The 23,058-nt window shown below is 59.7% G+C and carries 18 protein-coding genes; 6 read left to right on the plus strand and 12 right to left on the minus strand.

Annotation, left to right across the window (positions count from 1 at the left end):
- Positions 1 to 144: 144 nt before the first annotated feature.
- The 3 genes from ACM64M_RS03935 to ACM64M_RS03945 form a co-directional block, all read right to left on the minus strand.
- Complete coding sequence (locus ACM64M_RS03935) at positions 145 to 486, minus strand: hypothetical protein (protein WP_416227361.1); 342 nt, start codon at positions 484 to 486, stop codon at positions 145 to 147.
- Between the two features lie 108 nt (positions 487 to 594).
- The gene (locus tag ACM64M_RS03940) at positions 595 to 3,576 is read right to left on the minus strand and encodes a TonB-dependent receptor plug domain-containing protein (protein WP_416227362.1); all 2,982 of its coding nucleotides are present in this window, start codon (positions 3,574 to 3,576) and stop codon (positions 595 to 597) included.
- Between the two features lie 282 nt (positions 3,577 to 3,858).
- Positions 3,859 to 5,364: a putative 2OG-Fe(II) oxygenase gene (locus ACM64M_RS03945; RefSeq protein ID WP_416227363.1), complete on the minus strand. Its 1,506-nt coding sequence runs from the start codon at positions 5,362 to 5,364 to the stop codon at positions 3,859 to 3,861.
- 217 nt (positions 5,365 to 5,581) lie between these two features.
- Between ACM64M_RS03945 and ACM64M_RS03950 the strand changes: the two genes are divergently transcribed.
- Together ACM64M_RS03950 and ACM64M_RS03955 are read left to right on the plus strand one after the other, a co-directional pair.
- Positions 5,582 to 6,751: an acetyl-CoA C-acetyltransferase gene (locus tag ACM64M_RS03950; protein WP_416227364.1), complete on the plus strand. Its 1,170-nt coding sequence runs from the start codon at positions 5,582 to 5,584 to the stop codon at positions 6,749 to 6,751.
- 43 nt (positions 6,752 to 6,794) lie between these two features.
- Positions 6,795 to 7,580, plus strand: coding sequence for an SDR family NAD(P)-dependent oxidoreductase (locus ACM64M_RS03955; RefSeq protein WP_416227365.1), 786 nt, complete (start codon positions 6,795 to 6,797; stop codon positions 7,578 to 7,580).
- A 107-nt stretch (positions 7,581 to 7,687) separates the two neighbouring features.
- Here ACM64M_RS03955 and ACM64M_RS03960 read toward each other — a convergent pair whose 3' ends face one another.
- Positions 7,688 to 10,687, minus strand: coding sequence for a TonB-dependent receptor domain-containing protein (locus ACM64M_RS03960; protein ID WP_416227366.1), 3,000 nt, complete (start codon positions 10,685 to 10,687; stop codon positions 7,688 to 7,690).
- Positions 10,688 to 10,996: 309 nt separating this feature from the next.
- The gene (locus tag ACM64M_RS03965) at positions 10,997 to 12,664 is read right to left on the minus strand and encodes a tetratricopeptide repeat protein (protein WP_416227367.1); all 1,668 of its coding nucleotides are present in this window, start codon (positions 12,662 to 12,664) and stop codon (positions 10,997 to 10,999) included.
- A gap of 323 nt (positions 12,665 to 12,987) precedes the next feature.
- On the opposite strand from ACM64M_RS03965, the gene ACM64M_RS03970 reads away from it, so the two are divergent.
- From ACM64M_RS03970 to ACM64M_RS03985, 4 genes are all read left to right on the plus strand, one after another.
- Positions 12,988 to 13,116: a hypothetical protein gene (locus ACM64M_RS03970; RefSeq protein WP_416227368.1), complete on the plus strand. Its 129-nt coding sequence runs from the start codon at positions 12,988 to 12,990 to the stop codon at positions 13,114 to 13,116.
- Positions 13,100 to 13,774: a PilZ domain-containing protein gene (locus tag ACM64M_RS03975; RefSeq protein ID WP_416227369.1), complete on the plus strand. Its 675-nt coding sequence runs from the start codon at positions 13,100 to 13,102 to the stop codon at positions 13,772 to 13,774. The genes ACM64M_RS03970 and ACM64M_RS03975 overlap by 17 nt, the downstream gene beginning before the upstream one ends.
- A gap of 227 nt (positions 13,775 to 14,001) precedes the next feature.
- Positions 14,002 to 14,874: a crotonase/enoyl-CoA hydratase family protein gene (locus tag ACM64M_RS03980; protein WP_416227370.1), complete on the plus strand. Its 873-nt coding sequence runs from the start codon at positions 14,002 to 14,004 to the stop codon at positions 14,872 to 14,874.
- Between the two features lie 59 nt (positions 14,875 to 14,933).
- Positions 14,934 to 15,479: a MarR family winged helix-turn-helix transcriptional regulator gene (locus ACM64M_RS03985; RefSeq protein ID WP_416227371.1), complete on the plus strand. Its 546-nt coding sequence runs from the start codon at positions 14,934 to 14,936 to the stop codon at positions 15,477 to 15,479.
- Positions 15,480 to 15,578: 99 nt separating this feature from the next.
- On the opposite strand, the gene ACM64M_RS03990 is transcribed toward ACM64M_RS03985, so the two are convergent.
- The 7 genes from ACM64M_RS03990 to ACM64M_RS04020 form a co-directional block, all read right to left on the minus strand.
- A complete protein-coding gene (locus ACM64M_RS03990; protein ID WP_416227372.1) occupies positions 15,579 to 16,583 on the minus strand; it encodes a type II secretion system F family protein in 1,005 nt (334 codons plus the stop codon).
- Between the two features lie 17 nt (positions 16,584 to 16,600).
- The gene (locus tag ACM64M_RS03995; protein WP_416227373.1) at positions 16,601 to 17,572 is read right to left on the minus strand and encodes a type II secretion system F family protein; all 972 of its coding nucleotides are present in this window, start codon (positions 17,570 to 17,572) and stop codon (positions 16,601 to 16,603) included.
- 84 nt (positions 17,573 to 17,656) lie between these two features.
- Positions 17,657 to 18,937 (minus strand): pilus assembly protein CpaE, encoded by a 1,281-nt coding sequence (locus ACM64M_RS04000; protein WP_416227374.1) that lies wholly within the window; start codon positions 18,935 to 18,937, stop codon positions 17,657 to 17,659.
- 3 nt (positions 18,938 to 18,940) lie between these two features.
- Positions 18,941 to 19,585 (minus strand): CpaD family pilus assembly protein, encoded by a 645-nt coding sequence (locus ACM64M_RS04005; RefSeq protein ID WP_416227375.1) that lies wholly within the window; start codon positions 19,583 to 19,585, stop codon positions 18,941 to 18,943.
- Positions 19,586 to 19,607: 22 nt separating this feature from the next.
- Positions 19,608 to 21,266, minus strand: coding sequence for a type II and III secretion system protein family protein (locus ACM64M_RS04010; RefSeq protein ID WP_416227376.1), 1,659 nt, complete (start codon positions 21,264 to 21,266; stop codon positions 19,608 to 19,610).
- A 104-nt stretch (positions 21,267 to 21,370) separates the two neighbouring features.
- The gene (cpaB, locus tag ACM64M_RS04015) at positions 21,371 to 22,462 is read right to left on the minus strand and encodes a Flp pilus assembly protein CpaB (protein ID WP_416227377.1); all 1,092 of its coding nucleotides are present in this window, start codon (positions 22,460 to 22,462) and stop codon (positions 21,371 to 21,373) included.
- 98 nt (positions 22,463 to 22,560) lie between these two features.
- Entirely contained in the window at positions 22,561 to 23,040 is a 480-nt protein-coding gene (locus ACM64M_RS04020; protein ID WP_416227378.1) for an A24 family peptidase, read from the minus strand.
- Positions 23,041 to 23,058 lie beyond the last annotated feature (18 nt).

The raw sequence follows: 23,058 nt of genomic DNA on the forward strand, positions 1-23,058 counted from the left end.
GGGCCGGGCGGGCCGCGCGCGCGCCCGCCCCCCCCCCCCCCCCCCCCCCCCCCCCCCCCCCCCCCCCCCCCCCCGCCCCCCCCCCCCCCCCCCCTTTTCTGTTGAGGTCTGACCCGCGCAGCGAACGCAGCGCGGGCGTAACGACTATTCGCTGCGGATACCGACCTGCTGCGATTCGACGATTTCGCGCGCGCCGCTATTGCCGGTGCTCGCCGCCAATTCCCATTCGCGGTTGGTCATGCACACGCGGCGTTTGCGCGCATTCGAACCGATCACGGATTCGCGGCGGCACCGCATATAGTCCGGGTGCGAACGGTCGGTGATTTCTTCCGCTTCCTCGGCAGCGGCCTGCTGCGGCGATGCGGCGGTTTCGGCCTCGGTCTGAGACGATACGGCTGAGCTGTCCTCTTGCAACGCATCGTCGGTGGCGGCGGGGGCGGCCTGCAATGCGAGGGCGGCCAGAATGGCGGTGAGAGTGTTCATCATGGGTTGGTCTCCTTGGATGCCGCGACGTGATAGCAAACCTCGAGGCATAAAAAAAGCGGGGCGAGCCTTTCGGCCCGCCCCGCTCTATTCGTTCAAATCCTTACCGGATCAGAAACGGAAGCGCACGGCTGCCGAATAGCGGCGGCCCAGCGCGTCATAGGTCGATGGGAACACGTTACCGCTGTTGAATGAAGTCGAACCGATGTCCGAACCCACAACAGTCGGCTTGTTGTCCGCCAGATTGGTAACCGTCAGCGTCAGCGTCAGGTTTTCCATGGCATTGAACTGAGCCGAAAGGTCGAAGTAGCTCTCTGCCGGGATCTTCGTGAAGTCCACATCACCAAACAGTGCGGTGTTGCCGATGAAGGCCGGACCCTGTGAAATGATATCCAAGGGCTCCTGTTCGGTTCCACTCAGGTAACGCCAGCGCAGCGACAGGGATGCGAAATCCTCAAAGCTGAGCGTGGTGCGCTGATTGAAGGTGAACTCTGGCTGGATCGATCCGCAGTTGACCGAGTAGAACCCGACGCAATCACGGAACGGTGAGACTGGATCACCTGCAATGGCCTGGAACCGGTTCTCATTGGTCCAGGTGCCATCGAATGCGAAGGCCAGATCCAGACTTTCGTTCAAGTCGATCCCGTAACGCACGCTGACATCCACACCATCGGTCTTGAGACGGCCGAGGTTGGTTTGGTTGAGCAAAAGACCGCGAACTTCGTTCGGTGCACCGTCGAGGCCGCCCGTTGTCGTGCTGCGTTCGATCAACTGGCAGAAGGGGTTGGTGCTGAAGTCAAGATTGCCCGAATTGTAGCAACCATCGATGATATCACCAACGCCCGGGGATCCAATAGCACCTTCAAGCTTGATGTTGAAGTAATCGATCGTGACCGACAGACGCGGAATAGACACTGGCTGAATCAGCAAGCCGACGGTCCATGTGTCTGCTTCTTCGGTACCAAGGTTGGGGTTGCCACCACTCGTGACGTTGATCTGACCAGCCGCAGGTTGCAGAATGCCGCCTGCGTTTACGACGTTAGCCGGAGCGCCCTGTGCGATACAGACCGCTGCGAGTGCCGCATTGGTGGTTGGTGCGGCCCCTGCGCAAGGATCTTGCGAAAGGTTGCTCAGTCCGGTCGAGACCGGGAAGAACAGCTCACCAATGTTCGGTGCACGTGCTGCGCGCTGATAATTGCCGCGGATCTTGAAGCCAGTGAACGGTTCCCATGAACCACCAGCTTTCCAGGTCAGTTCAGTGCCCGCGCTCGAATAATCCGAGTAACGTGCGCCGAGTTCCAGCGTCAGTTCTTCGGCCAGAGGCATGCCTTCGAAAATTGGGATGATCAATTCGCCGAAGATATCCTTGACGTCATAGCTGCCCGAGAAGTTCGGATCGGCACCGCCACCGCCGACAACCGCGCCGGGAGTCTGCGATGCTTCGTCCGAAGCCTGCGAAGTGGTGAATTCACGATATTCCGCACCGATTGCGAAGGCCACCGGCGTTTCGCTGATCGCAAACGGCAGGTCGCCCGAGATCAGGCCGTTAACCGTCGAGATCGACGAAATGTCGATAACCTGTTGTGTCAGGTCAAACACAAAGCTTTGAGCTTCGGGCGAACCGAGGTTGCCCTGAACACCGAACAGGTTGATCGGTGCGCATCCCGACGAAGAATCGATACACACCGCACCGCCCGAACCATCGGGGATGGCGAGCAGTGATTGTTGCAGACGGCTGAAACGGGCAAAGCCGCTCTGCCGCTGAATACGTTCGGATTCGCCATAGGTTGCCGAAACATCCCAAGAGATGTCATCGGTGATCCCGCCGCGCGCACCAACCACAAGATTGAACAAAGTGGTGGTGAAGTCGGAATCGCGCGTGCCCGCTTCGACCGAACGACGACGCACCTGCGACGCGAACTGAACGTAGTCAGGGTTCGCCGAACCATCGGCCAGAGTTGGGCCGAATTGCGTGTTGCGCGCAGCCGTAAACTGAGCCGCAGTCAGGCCAAGGTTGTCGCCAAAACGCTGAGCAATCGCATCAGGAATGAAAGGATTGTTCAGGTTGAGCTGGTAAGTGTTGAAGAATGAACCGCCCGGCGCGATGATCGTCGAAACGGTTTGCTTCGAGAAAACGCCCTGCGAATACAGCTCCACCGCGTCCGAGATCTCATAACGCGCCGAACCGAACATATTGTAACGTTCGAACGGGGTCTGGAAGATGTTGAACGGGTTGAAGTTGAACGGATTGACGTTGAACCCAGTGATGTCGGTTCCGGCGTCGTTGATCTGACCCACCACACCAGCGGTGTCGGCATCTGGGCCGTCAGCGGCAACGATGTTGGCTGGAACAGCAGCCGACGAACCTGAAGCCGCGCCTGAGAACGATCCGACGTTGAATTCCGAGAACGAACGGTCGCCCTGGAATACAGCCTTGGTGTCCTGATAGCCGATGCTCAGCACAGCGTTACCGCGGCCATCGGCGAAATTCGCGCCAAGGGTCAGGTCAACGCGGTAGCTTTCGCCGTCGCCTTCTTCGGTCACGCCAGAGCTGGCATCAACCTGTGCGCCTTCGAAGTCACGTTTGGTGATGAAGTTCACCACGCCCGAGATCGCGTCCGCACCATAGGTGGTGGTTGCACCGCCGGTCAGGATGTCGGTCCGTTCGATCACGGCGAGCGGAATGTTGTTGAGGTCGACGCGTCCGGTTTCGTCAGCAGGGACGAAGCGGCGGCCGTCAAGCAGCACCAGGTTGCGCTGCGAACCGATGCCGCGCAGGTTGACAAACGCCGCACCGCCGTTGCCGTTGTTCACCGCAGAACCAATGCTCGGCACAGCGCTGGGCAATTCGCGCAGGAACGATTCAGCGTTGGTGGTCTGACGCAGTTGAAGCTCAGTATCGTCGATGACGGCGACCGGGCTTGACAGGGTCAGGTTCGGGTTGGTGGTGCGCGAACCGGTAACGACGATAACGTCACCTTGTGTCGCTTCGGGAGCAGTTTCAGCATCCTGTGCGAAGGCTGGGACGGCGGAAAGCGCCATGCCCAGAGCCGCCGTACCGACGCTCAATCTGAGGGTGGTTGAGATTTTCATATTTGTTCAGTCCCCTTGGTGCAAAAAAAACGCCTTTGTTCAAAGCGTCTCCGCGAGAGACCGGTGCGACACAGAATGTAGGTCTGTTCCGACCGGCTATCTTGTCGGGCAACAATGACCAAAAACAGGGTCATTGGCGTCCAGCTTAGATAGTTCCGCAAGTGGCCCAAGCGAGGGTCCAAGCCAAGCCAAATTGCGCCCGAAACGCCAATTCGTAAGCATACCGTAACATCGCTGCAACACTGGGTTACTAGCGCCATTTTCCGCCTGATGGGTGTGAATTCAGGGATTTGGCGTAGGTTCGCTCTCCTTCACTTCGTCACACACCACATCAAATGCTACCGTCATCCGTTCGGCAGCGCGAAATGGGGTGGTGCCGTGATAGGCGGTGCTGGGAAACAGCGCCAGATGGCCCGGTTCTGGCTTGATAATGCGCAGCGGCGCAAGGTCGGTGCACAGATCCGCCTTGGGGCGCCCTATTTCGAGGCAGCCGGGGTGCCCCGCTTCGTCCACTTCACCGGGAACGACCAGATAGAGCGCGGATGAAATCAGCCCTTGCGGATGGATATGTGCCGCGTGATGGTCACCTGCTCCGGTCAAGCGAACCGACCACGATCCGGCCAGCTGCCACGGTGCGTCGCGGTGGCGCAGCAGCGGGTGGGCCTCGTCAAGCGGCGGCAGGTCTGCGCGATATTCCTCCAGCGTCGCCCGGATTGCATCGTGCAGTTCGGCCAGCAGAAGCTCTGTCCGTTGAAAAAGAATGCCGCGCGTCTGGGTGCCTCCGCGCAAGCTCTGGCCCAGCGGCATGCCCGAACGTTGATGCAGGCGGCCAAGTTCGGCGGTCACATCCTTGATCAACCCGGCACGTGCAGACAGCGGGCGAAACTGGATCAGACCGGGCTGACCGTGGAGCCATTCGGCTTTGGCGCGGTGGCGCTCTTCATCGGACAATCGCCACACGATCCCGGCCATGGCCCACGCCGCAATGTCCCACGGGCTTTCGGTCAGCGCCGTGTCCAGCAATGCGCAGGCTCGCCTGATCTCACCGCTGCGGATACGGTGCCGCGCTTCGTGCAGGGCGCGCTGCGGCGTTTCCTTTGGCAGTGCGGCAAAGATCGCCTCGGCACGCTCCCATTCGCCCGCCGAACCGGCGTGGACAGCTTCGAGCAAGGCAAAATGGGTAAGGGCGGGAAAGCGTCTGCGCGCCTCGGCGGCGACCGCTGCGGCCTCGGCAGCGCGATCAATTCCGGCAAGGGCATCAACATGTGCGGCTGCAATATTGGGGTCCTGCGGGGCCTTGAGCGTGGCGACCGCAAAGGGCGCGGCAAAATCAACAACGCCTTGGGCAAGGTTCAGGCCCGCCAGAAATTCCAGCGCTGCGATAAAGCCGGGGGCCTGATCGCACAATTGCTGTGCAATCAGCCGTGCACCCTTGCTGTCGCCTGCGACATCCAGCGCCTGAGCCTTGCCCAGCCACAGATCGGCATCGCCGGGATTGACCGCGAGCGCTGCATCAAAGCGTTGCAAAGCCTCCGCCTCTCCGCGTTGCAAAGCGACCCGCGCGCGGCCATGCAGCGCGGCAGAGGTATGCGGTTGATGGGAAAGCGCCGCGTCATACCAGCGGGCCGCCTCCGCCATTTGGCCGAGCGCGCGATGCGCCTTGGCCCGCGCGGTGCAATATTGTGCGTCCGCCCGGCCAGCGTCTTCATGCGCGGTCAGCAACGCCAGCGCTTCTGAATTTCGTCTGGCGCCTAGCAGTTCGGCGGCACGGCCAAGGACGCTTGGCATTGCGGGACCGGTTTGGGCGGCAGTTTGGGCAGGCAAAGTCTTCATGTGGCGGCCTTTCACAGCGTCACCGATAGCCGCCGTTGCGCCATTTTGGCCAGTCCAATAGCGGTTTGAATGCGTTGTCTGGTGGCTATCGAATTGGTCATTGATTTGCTTCCCATGCTCCCATAGGTCAGTGGCAAAGGGCAACGTTTACGTAAACGAGAGGATTATTCATATGACCACCGCCTATATCGTCGAAGCGGTCCGCACCGCCGGGGGTCGCCGGGGCGGCCGGCTGGCCGGAGTGCATCCGGTCGACCTGCTTGCGCGCTCGCTCGATGCGGTGCTCGACCGCAGCGGGATCGACCCTGCCGCGATTGAGGATGTCATCACCGGCTGTGTCAGTCAGGCGGGCGAACAGGCGGGACAAGTTGGCCGCATGGGCGTGCTCGCCTCCAAATTGCCGCAAAGCACCCCGGCGGTTTCGATCGACCGTCAGTGCGGTTCGTCACAACAGGCGATTCAGTTCGCTGCGCAGGCGGTGATGAGCGGGACACAGGACGTTGTCATCGCCAGCGGCGTGGAAAGCATGAGCCGCGTGCCGATGGGTTCCAACATGACGCTGCACATAAAAGAAGGGCTGGGCCATTACATGTCGCCAGGCGTTCAGGCGAAATATCCGGGCGTTCAATTCAGCCAGTTCATGGGCGCTGAAATGGTCGCCAACAAACATGGTTTTTCCAAGGACGAGCTCGACGCATTCGCCTTTGCCAGCCACCAGCGCGCGATTGCCGCAACCCAGGCGGGCGCGTTTGAGCGGGAAATCGTGCCGGTCGAGATCGAAACGCCCGATGGCAATGAAATGCATGTGATCGACGAAGGCATCAGGTTTGACGCTACGCCGGAAGGGATTGCAGGCGTCAAACTGATCAGCCCTGACGGCAAACTTACCGCTGCATCTGCCAGCCAGATCTGCGACGGATCGAGCGCGGTGCTGGTGGTGTCGGAAGCGGCGCTGAAAGCGCATGGCCTGACCCCGCTGGCGCGCATCCACAATCTGACCGTGACGGCCGGCGATCCGGTCATCATGCTCGAAGAACCGCTGTTCGCCACCGACCGCGCGCTTGAACGCGCCGGGCTGACGATCGGTGACATCGACCTTTACGAGGTCAACGAAGCCTTTGCCTCGGTTCCGCTCGCGTGGTTGAAGCACACCGGTGCAGACCCGGAACGGCTCAATGTCCATGGCGGCGCAATCGCGCTGGGCCACCCTCTGGGTGCTTCGGGAACGAAACTGATGGCGACGCTGGTCCATGCGCTGCATCGGCACGGCAAGAAATACGGGCTGCAAACGATGTGCGAAGGCGGCGGTGTCGCCAATGTCACCATCGTCGAGCGCGTCTGACGGGTTCACTACACAAAAGACAATTCACAAGAGGATCATTCAAATGCAAGTTTCAGCAAACACCCCTGCCGTCATCACCGGCGGCGCTTCGGGTCTGGGCGCAGCCACCGCGCGCGCTCTGGCGGCGAAGGGCGCAAAAGTCGCCATTTTCGACATGAACGAGGAAAAGGGTGAGGCGATGGCTGCCGAGATCGGCGGCATATTCTGCAAGGTCAATGTGACCAGCGAAGAAGATGTGGACGCCGGCTTTGCCAAGGCGCGCGCCGCGCATGGGCAGGAACGTATTTTGGTGAACTGCGCGGGGATCGGCAACGCGATCAAGACCGCCAGCCGCGACAAACAGACCGGCGAGATCAAGCATTACCCGCTTTCCGCCTTTGAATTCGTCATTCAGGTCAATCTGATCGGCACGTTCCGCTGCATCGCCAAATCGGCGGCTGGGATGATGAGCCTTGATCCGATCAATGAAGACGGCGCGCGCGGTGCAATCGTCAACACCGCCAGTGTCGCTGCCGAAGACGGGCAGATGGGGCAGGCCGCCTATTCCGCGTCAAAGGGCGGGGTGGTCGGCATGACCCTGCCGATTGCGCGCGACCTGATGAAGGAAGGCATCCGCGTCAACACGATCCTGCCGGGCATTTTCAACACCCCGCTGATGAACGCCGCCCCGCCGCAGGTGAAGGAAGCGCTGGCGGCGTCGGTGCCGTTTCCCAAACGTCTGGGCTATCCCGAAGAATACGCCAATCTGGCATTGTGCATGATCGAAACCGGATATTTCAACGGCGAAGACGTGCGGCTCGACGGCGCGATCCGCATGGCACCGCGCTAGGGAGCTAACCCTCAACGAAAATCGCCGCCCGTGCGCTTGGCATGGGCGGCGAAAATCTGGAACGCTGTAGGGGCCGGACGCAAGTCTCGGCCCCTTTGCTTTGGCGATCAGAAATTCTTGCGCAATTCAACGTGGAACACGCGCCCACGGGCGGAATGCAACTCGCTGAAATAGCCATAGGTTTCGTCAGCCAGCGGTGGGTCTTCGTCAAACAGATTGTTGACCGCAAACCGGATCCGTGTCCCGTCAATCGCGGAATTGTCCTCAATCGTGTAGGAGATTGAGAAGTTCACCGTGAAGAATTCATCGACGGGGAAGAAATTGGCGTTGGGATCATCGGACACGATCAGATCGTCACGAATGACGCTGGTGTCGAACACTTTGCCGACATAGCTGCCGAACAGGCCAACATCGACCGGCCCACTTTCCCAGTTGATAGCGCCGCTAAACCGCCATTTCGGCCGTCCTTCGATCTGCAGCAATTCACCCAGACCGCCGACGGTCACGTCCAGCGGCAACACGCCGCTTTCGATGGCGTCGAGGATTTCCTGTGCATCGGGGCCAGCCGACTGGACAAAGCTGTCGAGCCGCGCAGCGTTGAACCGCAGACGGAAATCGCCCAGCCCGAAATCAGGCACATTGTAGAACAGGCCGAAATCCCAGCCTTTCGAAATGCGACTGTCGAGGTTGAGATAGGGGTCGAGCACCTGAATGATGTCGCCCGCCGGAGCCAGACTGGTGCCGGTGAACAGGTCAATCTCTTCCTGTGTGGGTGCAGCGCGGATCACGTTGGGGTTGGTGCTGCCATTAAGCCGCCGCAACAGGTCAAGCGCGATGGCGTTGTCATCGCCAAATGTGCCGACCAGCCCTTCCTGTTTAACGCGCCAGTAATCGGCGGTCAGCGTCAGGCCGGGGATGAAATACGGTTCCAGCACGATGCCCAGATTGATGCTGGTGCTGTCTTCGGGTTCCAACTGATCGCTGCCCGAACGGAAACTGATCGTGCCGGCCCCGGCGCAATTGCCAAGGGTCGAAATCAGTCCCTTTTCAAGCTGCGCCTGACACAGCACGAAATCGTCGCGGGTGTTCGACCGCGTCGTGCCTTCGTCATTGACCTGCACCAGGTTCGGCGCGCGGAAGCCTTGCGACCATGCGCCGCGGAATGTGACGCCGGGCACGGTGGTCCATGATGCCGCAACACGCGGGACAATGGCGGTTTCATTGATATCTGCGAAATGTTCAAAACGCCCAGCCAGCTGCACGTTGAATTCTTCGACCAACGGAATATCCATGTCGCCGCCGACCAGCGGCACGAAGACTTCGGCAAAGCCCGAATAGACCTCGCGGCTGCCATTGGTGTCGGGTGAGGGGCTGGTGCCCGCGACATCGCTGCCGTTGAACACGCCGGTCACGCTGTCGGTAAAGGTGATGGTGCCATCCAGTCGGGGGTCGCGGTCATCAAAGAACGTTTCGCGCCGGAACTCGACGCCCGCCGCAATACCCAGATCGCCGCCTGGCAGGGTGAAGAGATCGTCGCGGCTGATTTTGAAATCGGCGAGCGCGAGGCTGGTCCCGCCTTTGCGGAACACGTTGATGCGGAATGGATCGATCGAAGCCTGCGGGTTGGGCGTGCAATCGCCCTGCCCGGGATCGCTGTTGACGCAGCCACCGTTGAACGGGTTGTAGGCATCGGGGGTGGTCAGATTGATCTGTTGCTGCATCAGCGTGAGCGAAACGCGGTTGCGCGAAAGATCGATCACTTCGGCTTCGGAATAGAGCAGCCCTGCGTCAAAATCCCATTCACCCAGTTCCCCGCGAAGGCCGCCGACGAGACGGAACGTATCCTTGTCCACCGACACGTCGCGGTTGCCGACATCCACGAAACGGTACCGTTCCATGATGAGATCGGCGCCTTCATCGGCGATTGTGGTGCCCGGCAAACGATTGGGATTGGGCGAACCATCGGCCAAGGTCGTGGGGCCGAACGGGTTGTAGAACGCATTGCGATCAATCCCGACCGGCACCGCGCTTAGAATTGCCGATGGCGTAATGGTGCGGCGGTTCTCTGACCGGTAATAGCTGCCTTCGAAATAGGCCTCCAGACTGCTGGTCAATTCATAGCTGAGCAGCGCCATCGCATTGTAGCGGTCCTTGCGGCTGAACAAGCTGTTGCCGAAATTGGTGTTGTAGCGCACCGCCGTTGTCGGCGTGGTGCCGTTGCGCGCGCAGACGCCATTGCCGAAATCGAGGCGGCAGCCAGTGAAGCTGTCGGGTTGAAGATAGAAATCATCGTCGCGGATCGGTGTGCGGCTCGACGGGGCCTGAATATCGAACTGCCCAAATGGTCCAAAGGTGTTGCGATTGTTGAATGAGGCATCGCCTTCGAAGTCGGTCCCGACCAAAAGCTCCCGGCGGTCATCATCTGCGGCATAGTCTCGTTCGGACGCAAGCTGACCGTTTTCGTGATAGTAACCGCCATACACGGTCAGATTGCCGCGTCCGCCGCCAAAATCGAAACCATAACCGCCGCTGATGCGGTAATTGTAGAGGCTGGTGCCATCAGAAGCGCGCCAGTCCGCTTCGAGGAAACCGCCCCGGCGATTGCCGCGTAGCACCGTGTTGATCACGCCCGCAACCGCATCTGCGCCGTAAATGGCCGATGCACCGTCGCGCAGCACTTCGATCCGGCGCACACTGCCCGGTGCGATTTCATTGGTGTCCGAACTGACCACGGGAACCAGTAATTCGGTCTGGAAGCCCGGATGCAGCGTCATGCGCCGTCCGTTAATCAACAACAGCGTGTTGCCGGTGCCAAGGTCGCGCAGGTTGATCGATCCGACATCGCCGCGCGCGCTGTTCTGGGTGGTGGCGTTTTGTTCGTTGAACGCGACGGTCCCGGCCTGCGGGATTGCGCGGAACAATTCATCGCCCGATGCCGCACCGGTGTTTTCAATATCGACTTCATCCAGCACGGTGACTGGCAGAACGTCGTTGATCTTAGCGCCCTGAATCTGTGTCCCGATTACAACAATCTCGCGCTCTGTTTCTGGCACTTCCTGGCCAGCCGCAGGCGCTTCGTTTTGCGCGAAAGCGGTGCCGTGACCCATTGTTGCAAGTGCGGTTGAAGCAAGAAAAACATTCAATTTCAGATAAGAACGCGGCATTTATAGACTCCCCCACTGCCATTTTGACCAATAATTGCGCGCCAAATTCCCCGCGGCAATCGAATTGTGTCAAACCGCTGACAGAATTTTTCGTCTCGAATTTGGGCTTGACAAGATTCTGTCAATTCATGGGCAGATTGAGAAAGCCGTAGCGGTAATTCGCCGGGCTGGTTCGCGCTCACAGAATGCGGTTCGGGCAACGAATAATCTCGCTGGGCGAAGGACTCGGAAGACGCTGCCAGGGGTCCTGCTTTAAGACAGGTTTTGCATGATCCGGTCAACGCCTGCGTCGCTCCAGATGAAGATGCTGATATGGGCCCTTAATGCCTGCCTGCTGGCTGGCGGCATTGCCGGGTCTATCAGCGCCATTGTCAGCAAGCGGATTGTCTCCTGTTCCTTGCCGGGGGCACCATTGGACTGCGCCCGTCCGGCGAGCAGCCGGGCGCTTTCAAGATCGCCCATACTGACTGCAGCGATCAGCAAGTTGAGATGCAGCAGCGCGTCGGGCGAGGGATTGTCGGCAATGATCGTGCGCAGATTGCTCTCTGCCTGGGTCTTGCCGTTCCTGAAGGCAGGGCATGAATTGGTCTCCGCCTCCAGAGCAGCCATCATAGCCGGATAGGAATTGCCTTTTTCAAAGGCGCGTTCGATGTGCGATCTGGCGGCTGCGCAATCGTTGTTGGCCAGTTCGATCTTTGCAGCGAGAAAATTGGCAAAGGCATTGTATGGATCCTGTTGCAGCGCGTGGTTCAGATCGGACCACCCGTTTCCCGAACGCTCGATCGGTTCCCCGGCAATTCGTCTGTCCCGGAAATAGGCGAATGCGCGGCGGGAAAACATATAGGTGGCGTAATCGCTGTCCGGATATTCTGCGATGCATTTGTCAACCAGCTGCGAGGTTCGTTGTACATTGGCCCGGCCGTTCTCGATCTGCAGGAAACAGCCATAGCCGGACTGAGCAAAGTCATCGACCAGCCGCAACTGATCCTTTGCAATCGCGCCGGTGGGTGAGGTGATGTAAACGAGCGCAGAATTGATTTCGCTATCAAAAGCGACGGGATTATCCGGATCGAATTCAACCCGGTCGGAATACAGCGTCTTTCCAGAGTTCGTCATTAAGCGGAAATTTGCCAACTGATCGCCCGATCCAGAGCGCATGAAGTCCAGTTCCAGAATGTAATCAGCCTCGCCCGCAGAATTTTCCATTTTCATTCGTGAAACGAACGAGTTGGCCAGTTGAATTTCAGCCTGGCCCACCGCCATTTCTATCTGGCCGGCAAACTGTTGATCGCTGACAGCACTTGGCCCGATATTGGCGCGCAGTTCGACCGAAGGAACAAGCAATTCCGCAGGCGCGCTGGTAGAACTTTGCTCCGACCAGCCCAGCAACACCGGGATCGTGGCGATGGCAAGGATTGCAACGCCAATCGCTGCTGCAAGCCACCACCGCGCATCGTTGTGCGTGCTTGATTGGCTGGGGGATAGACCAGCGGGATGGCTGGTTTCAGGCAAGTCTTCGGAACCACCGATTTGGCTGCCGCGTTTCGCGATCTTGCTTGCAGCCGGTTCTGTTTCTTCGATCAGCGCAAGGCGATATTGTCCCGGTTCAAGCACCAGCCGCAGGCCGTTCTGCGGCCGGTTGCGGGCGTAGTAATTTTCCAGATTGGCCCGCAGCCTTGAAATCTGGACGCGAGGATAGCTGTCATTGGCGAGATCAAAATCGGGATCTTTCCCCAATGCATCCACCGCTATTTCAAATTGGCTCGGCGCCGCACCGTCTCGCACGGTTGCCTCTGCCAGATATTTCAGCAGCTTGGATTGGACCGGTGAACGCTTGAATACGAGGTCGCTCAGCACGCTATTCGTTTCAAGTCGCAACTGATCGTTGAAGTCAAATTTGGTGCCTTGCGAACCCGGCATATAGTTTTTCTTTATAGTTACGGCCGGTTAACGCTGCGTTTACTTTTGCGACCCGCGGCGCTTAACTGGCCCGTGTTTGACACGTTCTGCCTCGTGTAACGTTACGTATACGGTGCGAAACTGTTAATGTCCAATCGGTTCGGCCATTGTCCTTTGGCATGAGGCGTTCATGTCAGTTCCTTTTGTTGGTTTCAGCGGCGGCCTTTTCTTGCGTGGAGGCCGTCGCTGACAACCAAGCCAGAACAGAGGTCGAAAGATCTCCGGTGGCGGAACGGGCCCACGCTTCGGCAAAGATCCTCTCGGGAATCCGGGTGCCTTGGTCCGTGTCCGGTCCCGGGAGGATCACCACCACCAGCGGGGAAACGGCGCTGCATTCCTCGCAGATAACGGTTGCGATCCGGCGTCAGTCCGACGGTACAAGGGAAGAAACCATCTATGTCGATTTCCACTAGGTTTGCCGTTGATGACGGCAATGCTGGCAAAAATACGAACAACGCGGGTGCAGATAGTAAGCTTTCGACCAAACACAACCTCGATGTTAAGGGACAAGAACGGCGGGCAGCGCGGCGGTTCTTGACTGCTTTCCGGCCCGGATGCATCGTGATCGACAATCGCATCGTCCTTGGCTTGATACGCAACATGTCAATGGACGGGGTCATGATCGAAGTCGATGCGCCGCTGAAGGTGGGTCAGCGCGTTGCCTATTTCTGGGATGAAAACAGATTGGTGTCGGCAAGTGTCGCGTGGAGCAATGGGAATCGCCACGGATTGGAAAATGAAACCGAGGAGCGCGTCTTCGACTGCCGCTTCAGCTATCGTTCGGTGCGTGTTCCCTGCACGATGAACGCCGAGTTTTGGGTGCATGGCGAACGGCACCTGGTCAAAATGTTGAATCTGTCGCTTGGCGGAATGCGTATTCGTGCGCCGCAATTGCAAATCGGCGCACCGCTGACGATCGGTTTGTGCGGGGTTGAATTGTATAATGCGAGTGTGCGTTGGAGCAGGCAGGGCGAGGCAGGCATCCGGTTTGCAGAAAGGCTCACCCTCAGCCAGCTGACCGCGATCCTGTCGCATGAAAGCGTCCGGTTTGACCCGCTCGTTGCCCGCTGATCTGGGGGCGGGGCGCAGCAAGGATTGCTGGAGCGCCGCGTGACCCTAGGTCCTGGCCCTAGCGATTATCTCGCTTTCCTACACGTCATTCGCTCCGCTATCCTGACTGGCGATGAAGATGGCTGTTCCCTCGCGCCTGGCTACTGATAAATTCGCAGCCCTGCAAATGGGTAGCTTTTCCTCCTCTGGACAGTGTGTCAGGTGTGTCAGCAAGGAGAGAGCACACCATGACTGACCACACCCAGATCACCGTTACCAAGGCCGACCGCATCGCCACGATCACGCTCAACCGGCCGGACAAGATGAACGCCTATACCCGCACAATGGGGGCGGAGATCATGGCCGCGATGGATGACATCGACAGCGATGACGATGTGCGCGCGGTGGTGTTCACCGGCGCGGGCGAGCGGGCGTTCTGCGCTGGCGCCGACCTGACGCCGGAAGGCGGCGGGCAAGTGTTCTCTGATGCTGCGCAAGTCGACGACCTGTCAGACGAACGCGTGCGCGACGGAGGCGGGCGTCTGACGCTGCGATTGTTCGAAAGCACCAAGCCGCTGATCTGCGCCTGCAACGGCGTGGCGGTCGGCGTGGGCGCAACAATGCAACTGGCAATGGACATCAGGCTCGCCAGCAGGACTGCGCGGTATGGCTTTGTGTTCGCGCGGCGCGGGATCGTGCCAGAGGCCGCATCAAGCTGGTTTCTGCCGCGCATCGTGGGGATCAGCCAGGCGCTCGAATGGTGCTATTCAGGCCGGATTTTCGATGCCGAGGAAGCGCGCGCCGGGGGGCTGGTGCGGTCCATCCACGCGCCCGACGATCTGCTCCACGCGGCACAATCGCTCGCGCGGGAGATCGCGGAGAACACTTCGGCGGTGTCGGTGGCGATGACGCGGGCGATGATGTGGCGGCTTATGAACACCGATCATCCAATGGAAGCGCACAAGATCGACAGCCGCGCAATCTACACCCTGTCGCGCGGCAAGGATGCGCAGGAAGGGATCGCCAGCTTTCTGGAGAAGCGCCGCGCGATGTATCCGGGCAAGGTCACGGCGGATATGCCCGATTTCTATCCCTGGTGGGAAGAACGCCGCTATGAGTGAGCGGGCCGCGTCAGCCGGGCATCTTGCGAAAGCACTGGTTTCATGGGAAACCGCTTCGCATGAACGATATGACCCAGTCGGCCTCTGCCCGCAGCGCGAAAGGCAGCCAATACCAGCTTAGCGGATTTCTGCCCTATCAGCTGTCGATCACCTCCAATGCGGTCAGCGGCCTGATCGCGGAGCGGTATCGCAAGCGTTTTGGGCTGAAAATCACCGAATGGCGGGTGATGGCAGTGCTCGGCGACGCAGGATTGGCGGGGGCGCGGCTGGCGGGCGCGGGAAAGCGTAGCGGGGGAGGGCGGCTGACTCAGCGCGACCTCACTGAACTGACCTTGATGGACAAAGTCGCGGTCAACCGTGCGTGCAAAGTGCTGGAAGAGCGCGGTCTGGTGCAGCGCGCCGCGAATGTCGCTGATGGCCGCTCGCATCTGCTGGAGCTGACCGATGAGGGCGAGGCGATCCACCGCGAGGTGATGCCGCTGGCGCGGGCAACCGAACGCGAGCTGTTCGAAGGCTTTGCCGCTGAGGAAGAGGCATTGCTACGCACCATGCTGCAACGAATGCGCGAGCGTGCTGGTATGCTGGCGCGCGGCCCTGACGGATAGGGCCAAAGGAGACGGGGCAGGGCACGCAAAAGGGCCGGCAGGGCGAAACCCCCAACCGACCCTTTCGCAATAGGGTGCGCCTTACCCTGTTACTCTGGTTTACTGTTCCGGCTTGATCAGCGCGTCGGAGATCGAGCAGGCCGCCGGACCAAGGATCACGATGAACAGCACCGGCAGGATGAACAGGATCAGCGGAATGGTCATGATTGCAGGCAGACGCGCGGCCTTCTCTTCGGCGCGCATCATCCGCTCGTTACGGAATTCGGCCGAAAGCACGCGCAAGGCCGATGCGAGCGGCGTGCCGTATCGTTCGGTCTGGACCATGGTGGTGACCACACCCTTTACCGCTTCGAGGTTGACCCGGTAGGCCAGATTGTCGAACGCCATCTTGCGTTCGTTGAGGAATGACAGCTCAATCGCCGTCAAAGCAAATTCGTCGCCAAGTTCGGGATAGGCGCGGCCCAGTTCTTTGGCGACGCGGTTGAAAGCGGCATCGACGGTCAGACCGGCTTCGGCGCAGATGACCAGCAGGTCGAGCGCATCGGGAAGCCCTTTCTGGATTTCCAAGGTGCGCTTTGACGCCTTGTTACCGAGGTAAAGCTCCGGCCCCTTATAACCCAGGAACAACATCACGGAAACTGCGCCAAGCCGGGTCATCGGTCCCCAGTCAGGAAAATATTCAACCACATAGATCATCAGGAACCCGATGAGGCCAAATACGATCGGTAGCACAGCGCGCAGACCGATGATGATGACCGCCAGTTCCTTGTTGCGATAACCGGCATATGCCAATTTCTGCTGCACTGCCTTGATCTGGCTCTGTTCGAGCACGTTCAATTTGCCAAGGCTGTCCTTGACCCTGTCGGTCGTATCGGATTTGCGCACCAGGCTCGCGCGCTTCTTGGTGCCGCCAGTGACAATCCCGGCTTTCAGTTCTGTGCGCCGGTCATTGAGCGCCTTGACGCGCTTTGCCATCGGGTCCTTGATCGTGACAGCCGCATAGATCGCCATGATCACGGCGAATGCGGCAAGCCCGGCAAGGATCGTTCCGACGAGAACGACGTCAAAGCCAAGAAGCGTGGGTCCGGGTTGTTGATTGAGCATGTCTGGTGTTTCCCGGATCAGATCTCGAAGCTGACCATTTTGGCCATGATGAAGACGCCAATGCTCATCCAGCATAGCCCGCCCAGTCCCGCGACGATCAAGCGGTCTTCATAGAAAAAGCCGCCAAGATAATCCGGATTGATCCAGTAAATCAGGCCAAAGACGATAAACGGCAGTGAACCCACGATATAGGCCGAGGCTTTCGATTCCGAACTCATTGCCTTGATCTTGAGCTTCATCTGCGTGCGTTTGCGCAGCACGTCGGCAAGGTTCGACAGTGTTTCTGCAAGGTTACCACCGGTTTCGCGCTGAATCGCGAGCGTGATGGTGAAGAAGTTGAATTCGGGAATGCCAAGCCGGTCGGCGGTTTCCTGAAGCGAATCTTCCATCGTCTTGCCGATTTTAATGCGTTCGGTAATGCCTTTGAATTCGACGCCAACTGGACCGGGAACCTCTTGTGCGACCACACCCAGCGTTTCTGTCACCGGCAGGCCCGAGCGAAGCCCACGAACGAGCAGTTCGATCGCGTCAGGAAACTTGGCGTTGAAACCATTGGTGCGTTTGCCGATGAAATATCCAACGACCATATGCGGCACACCCAGTCCGACCAATGCCCCCACGCCCAGCGACAACAGCGGCGCACCGCTTTGCAGGAACACCAGCACCGCGACGGCAAGCGTAATACCCAGCGAAGCGTAGATATATTGCGACACCGTCCATTTCTTGCCGGTCCGGTCGAGCCGGACGGTCAGCGCTTCTAGCCGCGAGCCAGAACCGGCGACGCGGTAACCTTTGGGTTTGCGCGCAGCGATCGCTTTCTTGAATTGCGATTCAACCTTGGCATCGGTGCTTTCCGAATGGCGATAGCGCAGCGATTGCAGTCGGCGCTTCTGCGACTTGCCGGCACCCGAACCGTTCAGCAGCATATAGCCAGCGACCAGCACGGAAAAGATCACCACCGTGATGAGCAGGGTATCGAAAAAATCCATGTCGGCCTCGTGCCTCGCTATTTGCTACTTCAACTCAATCCCGCGCAGAAGCCCGCGCAGCTATCTGGGGACCCGGCCGTTCGCCTATTCGGCGGGTTCAGCCTGAACCTTGTCCTTTTTCGCCAGCAGGGACTTCAAGTCGAAGCCGCCGAGCAGCGATTTCTTCTCTTCGCTTACCGATGTGAGATCATCTTCGCTGGCACCCAGAACCCGGTCGGCAATCTGTTTGATAGTGGCAGTGGCCTTTGACGATTTGTTGGCCTCGACAAACACCTGACCCAGCTTGGCCGCGTTGGAGGCCGCCTTGATGTCATAGGGTATGGAAAAATCGACCTTGCGTTCAATCGAAGCCTCGAAATCGGCCTTGCTGATTTCTGATAGGCCCGGCTGAACCTTGTTGGCGATGATCATCGGATGCGCGTGCGCAGCGTTGGTTTTCAGCCACGACAGAATGCGGATCGTGTCGCGTGCCGATGCCAGGGTCAGCTCGCAGGTGAGCACCACAAGATTCACATCGGCGAGCAGATGCGGGAAATTGATCAGCATGTTGCGCGGCAGATCGATGACGGTCATCTCAAACGCCTGACGGAACTCTTCCTCAAGCTGCACAAAGGCCGACCCATCGGTCATCAAGGGCTGGCTGATCGGGGCTTCTGCCGACAGAACCGACAAATTGTCATTGGCGCGGATCATGGCGCGTTCGATGAACAGCCCGTCAATCCGGCTGGGATTGTCGATCGCATCGGTCAATCCGCGGCCCGGCTCCAGATCAAGCGCCAGTGCGCCGGTGCCAAAATGCACGTCAAGATCGAGCAGCGCAGTGGGCGATTTGTGATGGTCGCTGAAAATCCATGCCAGCGAGGTCGCCAGCGTCGATGCACCAACCCCGCCGCGCGTGCCGACCACGGCCGTGGAAATGTGGCGCTTCACCCCGTCGCCGTCTCCGGCCTTGGGCGAGGTAAAGACCGCCAGCGCACCGTTCAGCGTATCGTGAACCGCCTGTGCATTCAAAGGCTTCAGCAGGTAATCGTGAATGCCGCTGGCGAGCAGATCGCGGTAGAGGCGGACATCGTTGACCTGGCCGATGGCGATCACAACCGTGCCGGGTTCACAAACTTCGGCCAAGGCATTGATATCGTTAAGCGGATCGCCGCTTTCCGAAAGATCAACCAACAGGATCGCCGGGCTCGCGCTGACTGACAAAGATTGCACGGCATTGCGCAGGCCGCCCTTGTTGCACTTTTCCGGTGCCCAGCCCATTTCGATGACGACCGGACGCAGCACGTCAAGCGCGGCATCATCGCAAATATAAGCGGCGAAAGCGTCACGATTGCCGGGGAGACCCGATTTCCAGGGAGCATTCATGGATCAGTTTCCTCCGTCATTGGCGTTTTGCAGGCCGCCGGCACCGGTCGGCTCGGCTTCGCGATAGGTCTCGATCGCCCGTGTGCCAGTTGAGACCACGGTTTCGCCTGACCCGGCTTGACCTGTCAGCAGGTCTTCGGGATTGGCGACCATCGCAGCCAAATTGCTGTTGGTTGCGCAGCCATAGCCGGGGCTTGTCGCGTTAAGATAATTGCTGTCGGATTTGGCCGACCAGTCAGGGCAGCCCGGAACCGAGGCGACCGAGCGGGTGATGACAACACGCGCCTGACCGGGTTGCAACATTCCGGCGGTGGTCGGCGCTACCGGGCTGACGATCAGGCCATACCGGCCCGCCAGATCATTGACCGCGCTGCTTACTGCGGGGTTGTTGGCGGGGTCTTCGATAGTGACGCGGTCGCCGTAACGCAAATCCATAGTTTCAAACCAGCCATTAAGCCGCTGCTGTTCGGAAATCGACAGGCCAGAACCCATCGTATCGACATCCAGCGTATAATTGGTGCGTTCGATCACCGGCTGTTTGGTGCTGTAAAGCGAGGTGTTGGTTGGCATTCCCGCGCAACCAGCCACTGCCAGACCGAGCGAGAGAGCGACTGCGCCCATCAGTTTGCGTTTACGTGCAATGTTCATCTGTCGAACCTTTCGCTGGACTTTAGAGGCTGAAACCAGGGGCGGCGGCGTCGGCCTGACGATCCCGGTTGCGATTGCGGTTGTCATCAGCACGGCGCGGCGATTGCTGCGGTCCGCTCGGGACGATGGCGGCGGGATCGGCGTTGCTGATGTCGGGCCCTGGGGCCTCTTCATCGGCGGCCGTCGGTCCGGGGCGGGCTTCGCCGCTTACGCCGGAATTGTCCTGATAGGTCAGCAGCTGCTCAAATTCGTTGGCGGAGTGATAGCCATCGGTGGGCAGGCGGATCTCGCTCGCATCGACTGGTTGCACCAGATACGGTGTCACCACGATGACCAGCTCGGTTTCGCCGCGCCGGAATGACCGCGAACGGAACAGATTGCCAAGAATTGGCACATCGCCAAGGCCGGGTGCCTTTTCGAGCACATTCTGCGCGTTGTTGCTCATCAATCCGGCGATCATGAAGCTCTGGCCAGAGCCGAGCTCCACCGTCGTTTCGGTGCGGCGGATGGTGAGGGCAGGAACCTGAAAACCGTTGAGCGTCACCGCCCCCTGGCTCGACAGTTCCGAAACTTCCGGGCGCACGCGGATCGAGATGCGGCCATTGGCAAGCACGGTCGGCGTATAGGCAAGGCTAACCCCGAAATCCCGATATTCGATAGCGACATTGCCCAGACCCTGAGAGATTGGGATCGGAAATTCACCACCTGCCAGGAAAGTCGCCGTCTCGCCCGACAGCGCGGTCAAGTTGGGCTGCGAAATGGTGGTGATAAGGCCGAGACGTTCTGACAGATCGAGCGCGCCGATAACATCGAGGCCAAACAGTCGGCCAAGTCCTGCAATGGTCGTGCCTGCACCGTTGTTGGTGTCGATGCCCGGACCGGTGAAGGTCAGCGGATTGCCGTCGGCGTCAAGGATCGGCAGTCCAGTGGCGGGATCAAAGAATGGACCGACCACCGGGTTTTGAACGCCGGGACCAACGCCCAGCGGGCCATTGCGAAAATCAAATGTGCCCGTGCCCACTGTCCGGCCCGTGCCGACACCGCCGCGAAAGCCGCCGGTCGCAGCGTCGAATGTGGTGACGTTGCTGCTGATCTCACGGACCAGGCTGCGGCTGACTTCGGCGAACTTGACCTGCAGATTGACCTGCAACGGTGTTGCCGTGCGCAGCCGGGTGATGACATTTGCGTCCTCGCCCAGAAACGCCTGCACCAGACGCTCGGCTTCGGCGGCGTCTTCGGGAGCACCAACAGTGCCGGTCAACAGCACGGTGTTGGTGCCCATCGTAGCAACGCTGATCTGGGCGTTGGGCATGGCGAGCGCCATCATCTGGTCGATGCTGCCAATGTTGGAACCGACCCGGATGTTGGCGGAAAAGATCACATCGCCGCTGGCGTTGCTGGCGTAGATCGTCGTCTCACCGCCCGCCTTGCCAAAGACATAGAGCTGACGCTGCGATTTGATCTGCACATCGGCGACGTTTTCATTGGCAACGAACACGTCTGCCATTGCGCCGGGGATGGTCACCAGTTCGCCGCGACCGATCGACAGGACGATTTCCTGGCTCGGGCGGACGACTTGCTGCGCGGTGGCCGTGCTGGTTGGTGCGGCGACCATGGGCAACGCAACAAGACCGGCAAGCAGCGCCTTGGCAAAGGATTTCGCTGGCGAATGGGCTTTCATTTTAGGACCCCCTGTGAATGTCCCTGATGGCATGCCTGACGCTTTGGCGGCTTGCGGGCCGTTGTTGATCAAGCGATTGATTTGAATGGACATGTTCATTTCCCTCAGCGGACCGTCAGGCCAGCGGTTGGCGCGACTTGGCCTACCTGACCTGCGCCGCGTGCGGTGGCCGTGCTCAGCGATCCGCCAACGGGCACCTCGGTGGTTGCCTTGCCGCGAGTGACGCGGACTGATGGGCCGGTGTAGACCGGCGCGCCATTGACCTGCGCCGAAACTCCGGGTGCGGGCGGCGTTACTTGTGCACGGCGGTTGCCGTCTTCCTGCGGCGGGATATTGTGGCGCTGAAAGCGCGAGACATCACCGCCAGTCGAGAAGGTCGACCCGCTGTCAACGGGCTGGCCCATTGCGGTGCGAAGGATCCGCTCTTCCTCTTCTGGCGTTGCGTTGTCAGGGATTTTGACATCACCTGCGGCAATCGCGCGTTCCAGTTCGGCCTGATTGTCGGCAATCGAGCGCAGCACCAATGTCAGCTGGCCAATAGTCTGGGCAACCGCGACCTTTTCCGCGATTTCCGGCGTCACTTCGAGTGTTACGGTGCGAAAGGCGCGAACCACAGTCTTGCCCGCCTCATCAGTCACCTGTTCGGTGGTCTGATCAGTGGCGAGCACGCGCAGGTTGCGCAGCACGGTCTCCGCCGCTCTGAGCGGCCGCCCGTCGCCTTCGACAGTTTGCGTCAACACAACGTCGACGCGGTCACCGGGAAAGACAAAGCCGCCGACACCGGTCTGGGCCGAAACAGGAACCGTAACGGCGCGCATGCCAGGGCCAAGCGCCGCTGCAAGGAAACCGCGATCGCCGGGGCTTACGAGCGAACCCTGAGTGACGGGTTCACCAGCGGTTACCGGGAAACGCACAACAGTGCCGAGCAACTTGCTCATGTCGGATTCGCCTTCGATGAAATAGGCGTCCTTGACCAGCGCTTCGGGCCAGTCCTGATAGCCCATTGCGTCGGCGGTGATGATCGTGCCCGCTGGCAAAGCGCGGTTGGCGACCAGCACCTTAGGGCCCATATTCTGCTGCTCGGCGGCCACGGCGGTCGGTGCTGCTTCGCCTGTAAACATGCTGCGAGCAAGGAACGCACTGCCAATCGCCACGACCAGCGCACCAAGCAACAGAACGAGTTTCTTCCTATCCATGGCTAATCAGCCCCCTAATGTCGGCCCCAAGAAATTTCGGGCGGGTATGGTTGCAACGGTTAAGTCCGAATTGGTTAAGATCGGGTTCACGCAGGTTCTTACGCATAGACGGGAACCGCGATGATTTTGGGGAACAGCACCCAAAGGCCGCCAAATGCGATGGCGACACCGTATGGGATCGCCAGACGTTCTTTTTGCTGCGCAAGAAAATGATAGCCGCCCATGACAATGGTGAGCGCGCCGCCCGCCAAAGCCATGATGATCAGCAATTGCAGGAAAGCGCCCGGTTCAATCCACAGCGCCAGCGCGGTCAGCAACTTTACATCGCCGCCGCCCATCATCCTGACGGCGAACAGACCGGCAAGGAATACAAAGGAAAGCGCCGCAACCCCCAGCTGGATGGCGACATCAGGCCACAGCGACAGACCACCAGACCACCAGAACACCGGCGCGGCCAGCGCAATCCCGGCATTGAGCCAATTGTCGATCTGACGCCGTTGAATATCGGTCCCAGCGGCAAAAATCAGCGCAATTGCCAATGCAATCAGCAATCCGTAGTGAATATAGGTCGTCAGCATGTGGCCCCCAAAAGGCTT

Origin of the sequence: Qipengyuania sp. ASV99 (genome assembly GCF_047872805.1) — a bacterium.
Taxonomy (GTDB): domain Bacteria; phylum Pseudomonadota; class Alphaproteobacteria; order Sphingomonadales; family Sphingomonadaceae; genus Erythrobacter.

Coding starts and splice junctions, on each gene's coding strand:
- ACM64M_RS03980 (WP_416227370.1), top strand. CDS start 14,002: ATGACTGACCACACCCAGATCACCGTTACCAAGGCCGACCGCATCGCC.
- ACM64M_RS04010 (WP_416227376.1), bottom strand. CDS start 21,266: ATGAAAGCCCATTCGCCAGCGAAATCCTTTGCCAAGGCGCTGCTTGCC.
- ACM64M_RS03960 (WP_416227366.1), bottom strand. CDS start 10,687: ATGGGTCACGGCACCGCTTTCGCGCAAAACGAAGCGCCTGCGGCTGGC.
- ACM64M_RS03985 (WP_416227371.1), top strand. CDS start 14,934: ATGAACGATATGACCCAGTCGGCCTCTGCCCGCAGCGCGAAAGGCAGC.
- ACM64M_RS03990 (WP_416227372.1), bottom strand. CDS start 16,583: ATGCTCAATCAACAACCCGGACCCACGCTTCTTGGCTTTGACGTCGTT.
- ACM64M_RS04000 (WP_416227374.1), bottom strand. CDS start 18,937: ATGAATGCTCCCTGGAAATCGGGTCTCCCCGGCAATCGTGACGCTTTC.
- ACM64M_RS03940 (WP_416227362.1), bottom strand. CDS start 3,576: ATGAAAATCTCAACCACCCTCAGATTGAGCGTCGGTACGGCGGCTCTG.
- ACM64M_RS03935 (WP_416227361.1), bottom strand. CDS start 486: ATGATGAACACTCTCACCGCCATTCTGGCCGCCCTCGCATTGCAGGCC.
- ACM64M_RS03955 (WP_416227365.1), top strand. CDS start 6,795: ATGCAAGTTTCAGCAAACACCCCTGCCGTCATCACCGGCGGCGCTTCG.
- ACM64M_RS03975 (WP_416227369.1), top strand. CDS start 13,100: ATGTCGATTTCCACTAGGTTTGCCGTTGATGACGGCAATGCTGGCAAA.
- ACM64M_RS03950 (WP_416227364.1), top strand. CDS start 5,582: ATGACCACCGCCTATATCGTCGAAGCGGTCCGCACCGCCGGGGGTCGC.
- ACM64M_RS03995 (WP_416227373.1), bottom strand. CDS start 17,572: ATGGATTTTTTCGATACCCTGCTCATCACGGTGGTGATCTTTTCCGTG.
- ACM64M_RS04005 (WP_416227375.1), bottom strand. CDS start 19,585: ATGAACATTGCACGTAAACGCAAACTGATGGGCGCAGTCGCTCTCTCG.
- cpaB (WP_416227377.1), bottom strand. CDS start 22,462: ATGGATAGGAAGAAACTCGTTCTGTTGCTTGGTGCGCTGGTCGTGGCG.
- ACM64M_RS03945 (WP_416227363.1), bottom strand. CDS start 5,364: ATGCCAAGCGTCCTTGGCCGTGCCGCCGAACTGCTAGGCGCCAGACGA.
- ACM64M_RS03965 (WP_416227367.1), bottom strand. CDS start 12,664: ATGCCGGGTTCGCAAGGCACCAAATTTGACTTCAACGATCAGTTGCGA.
- ACM64M_RS04020 (WP_416227378.1), bottom strand. CDS start 23,040: ATGCTGACGACCTATATTCACTACGGATTGCTGATTGCATTGGCAATT.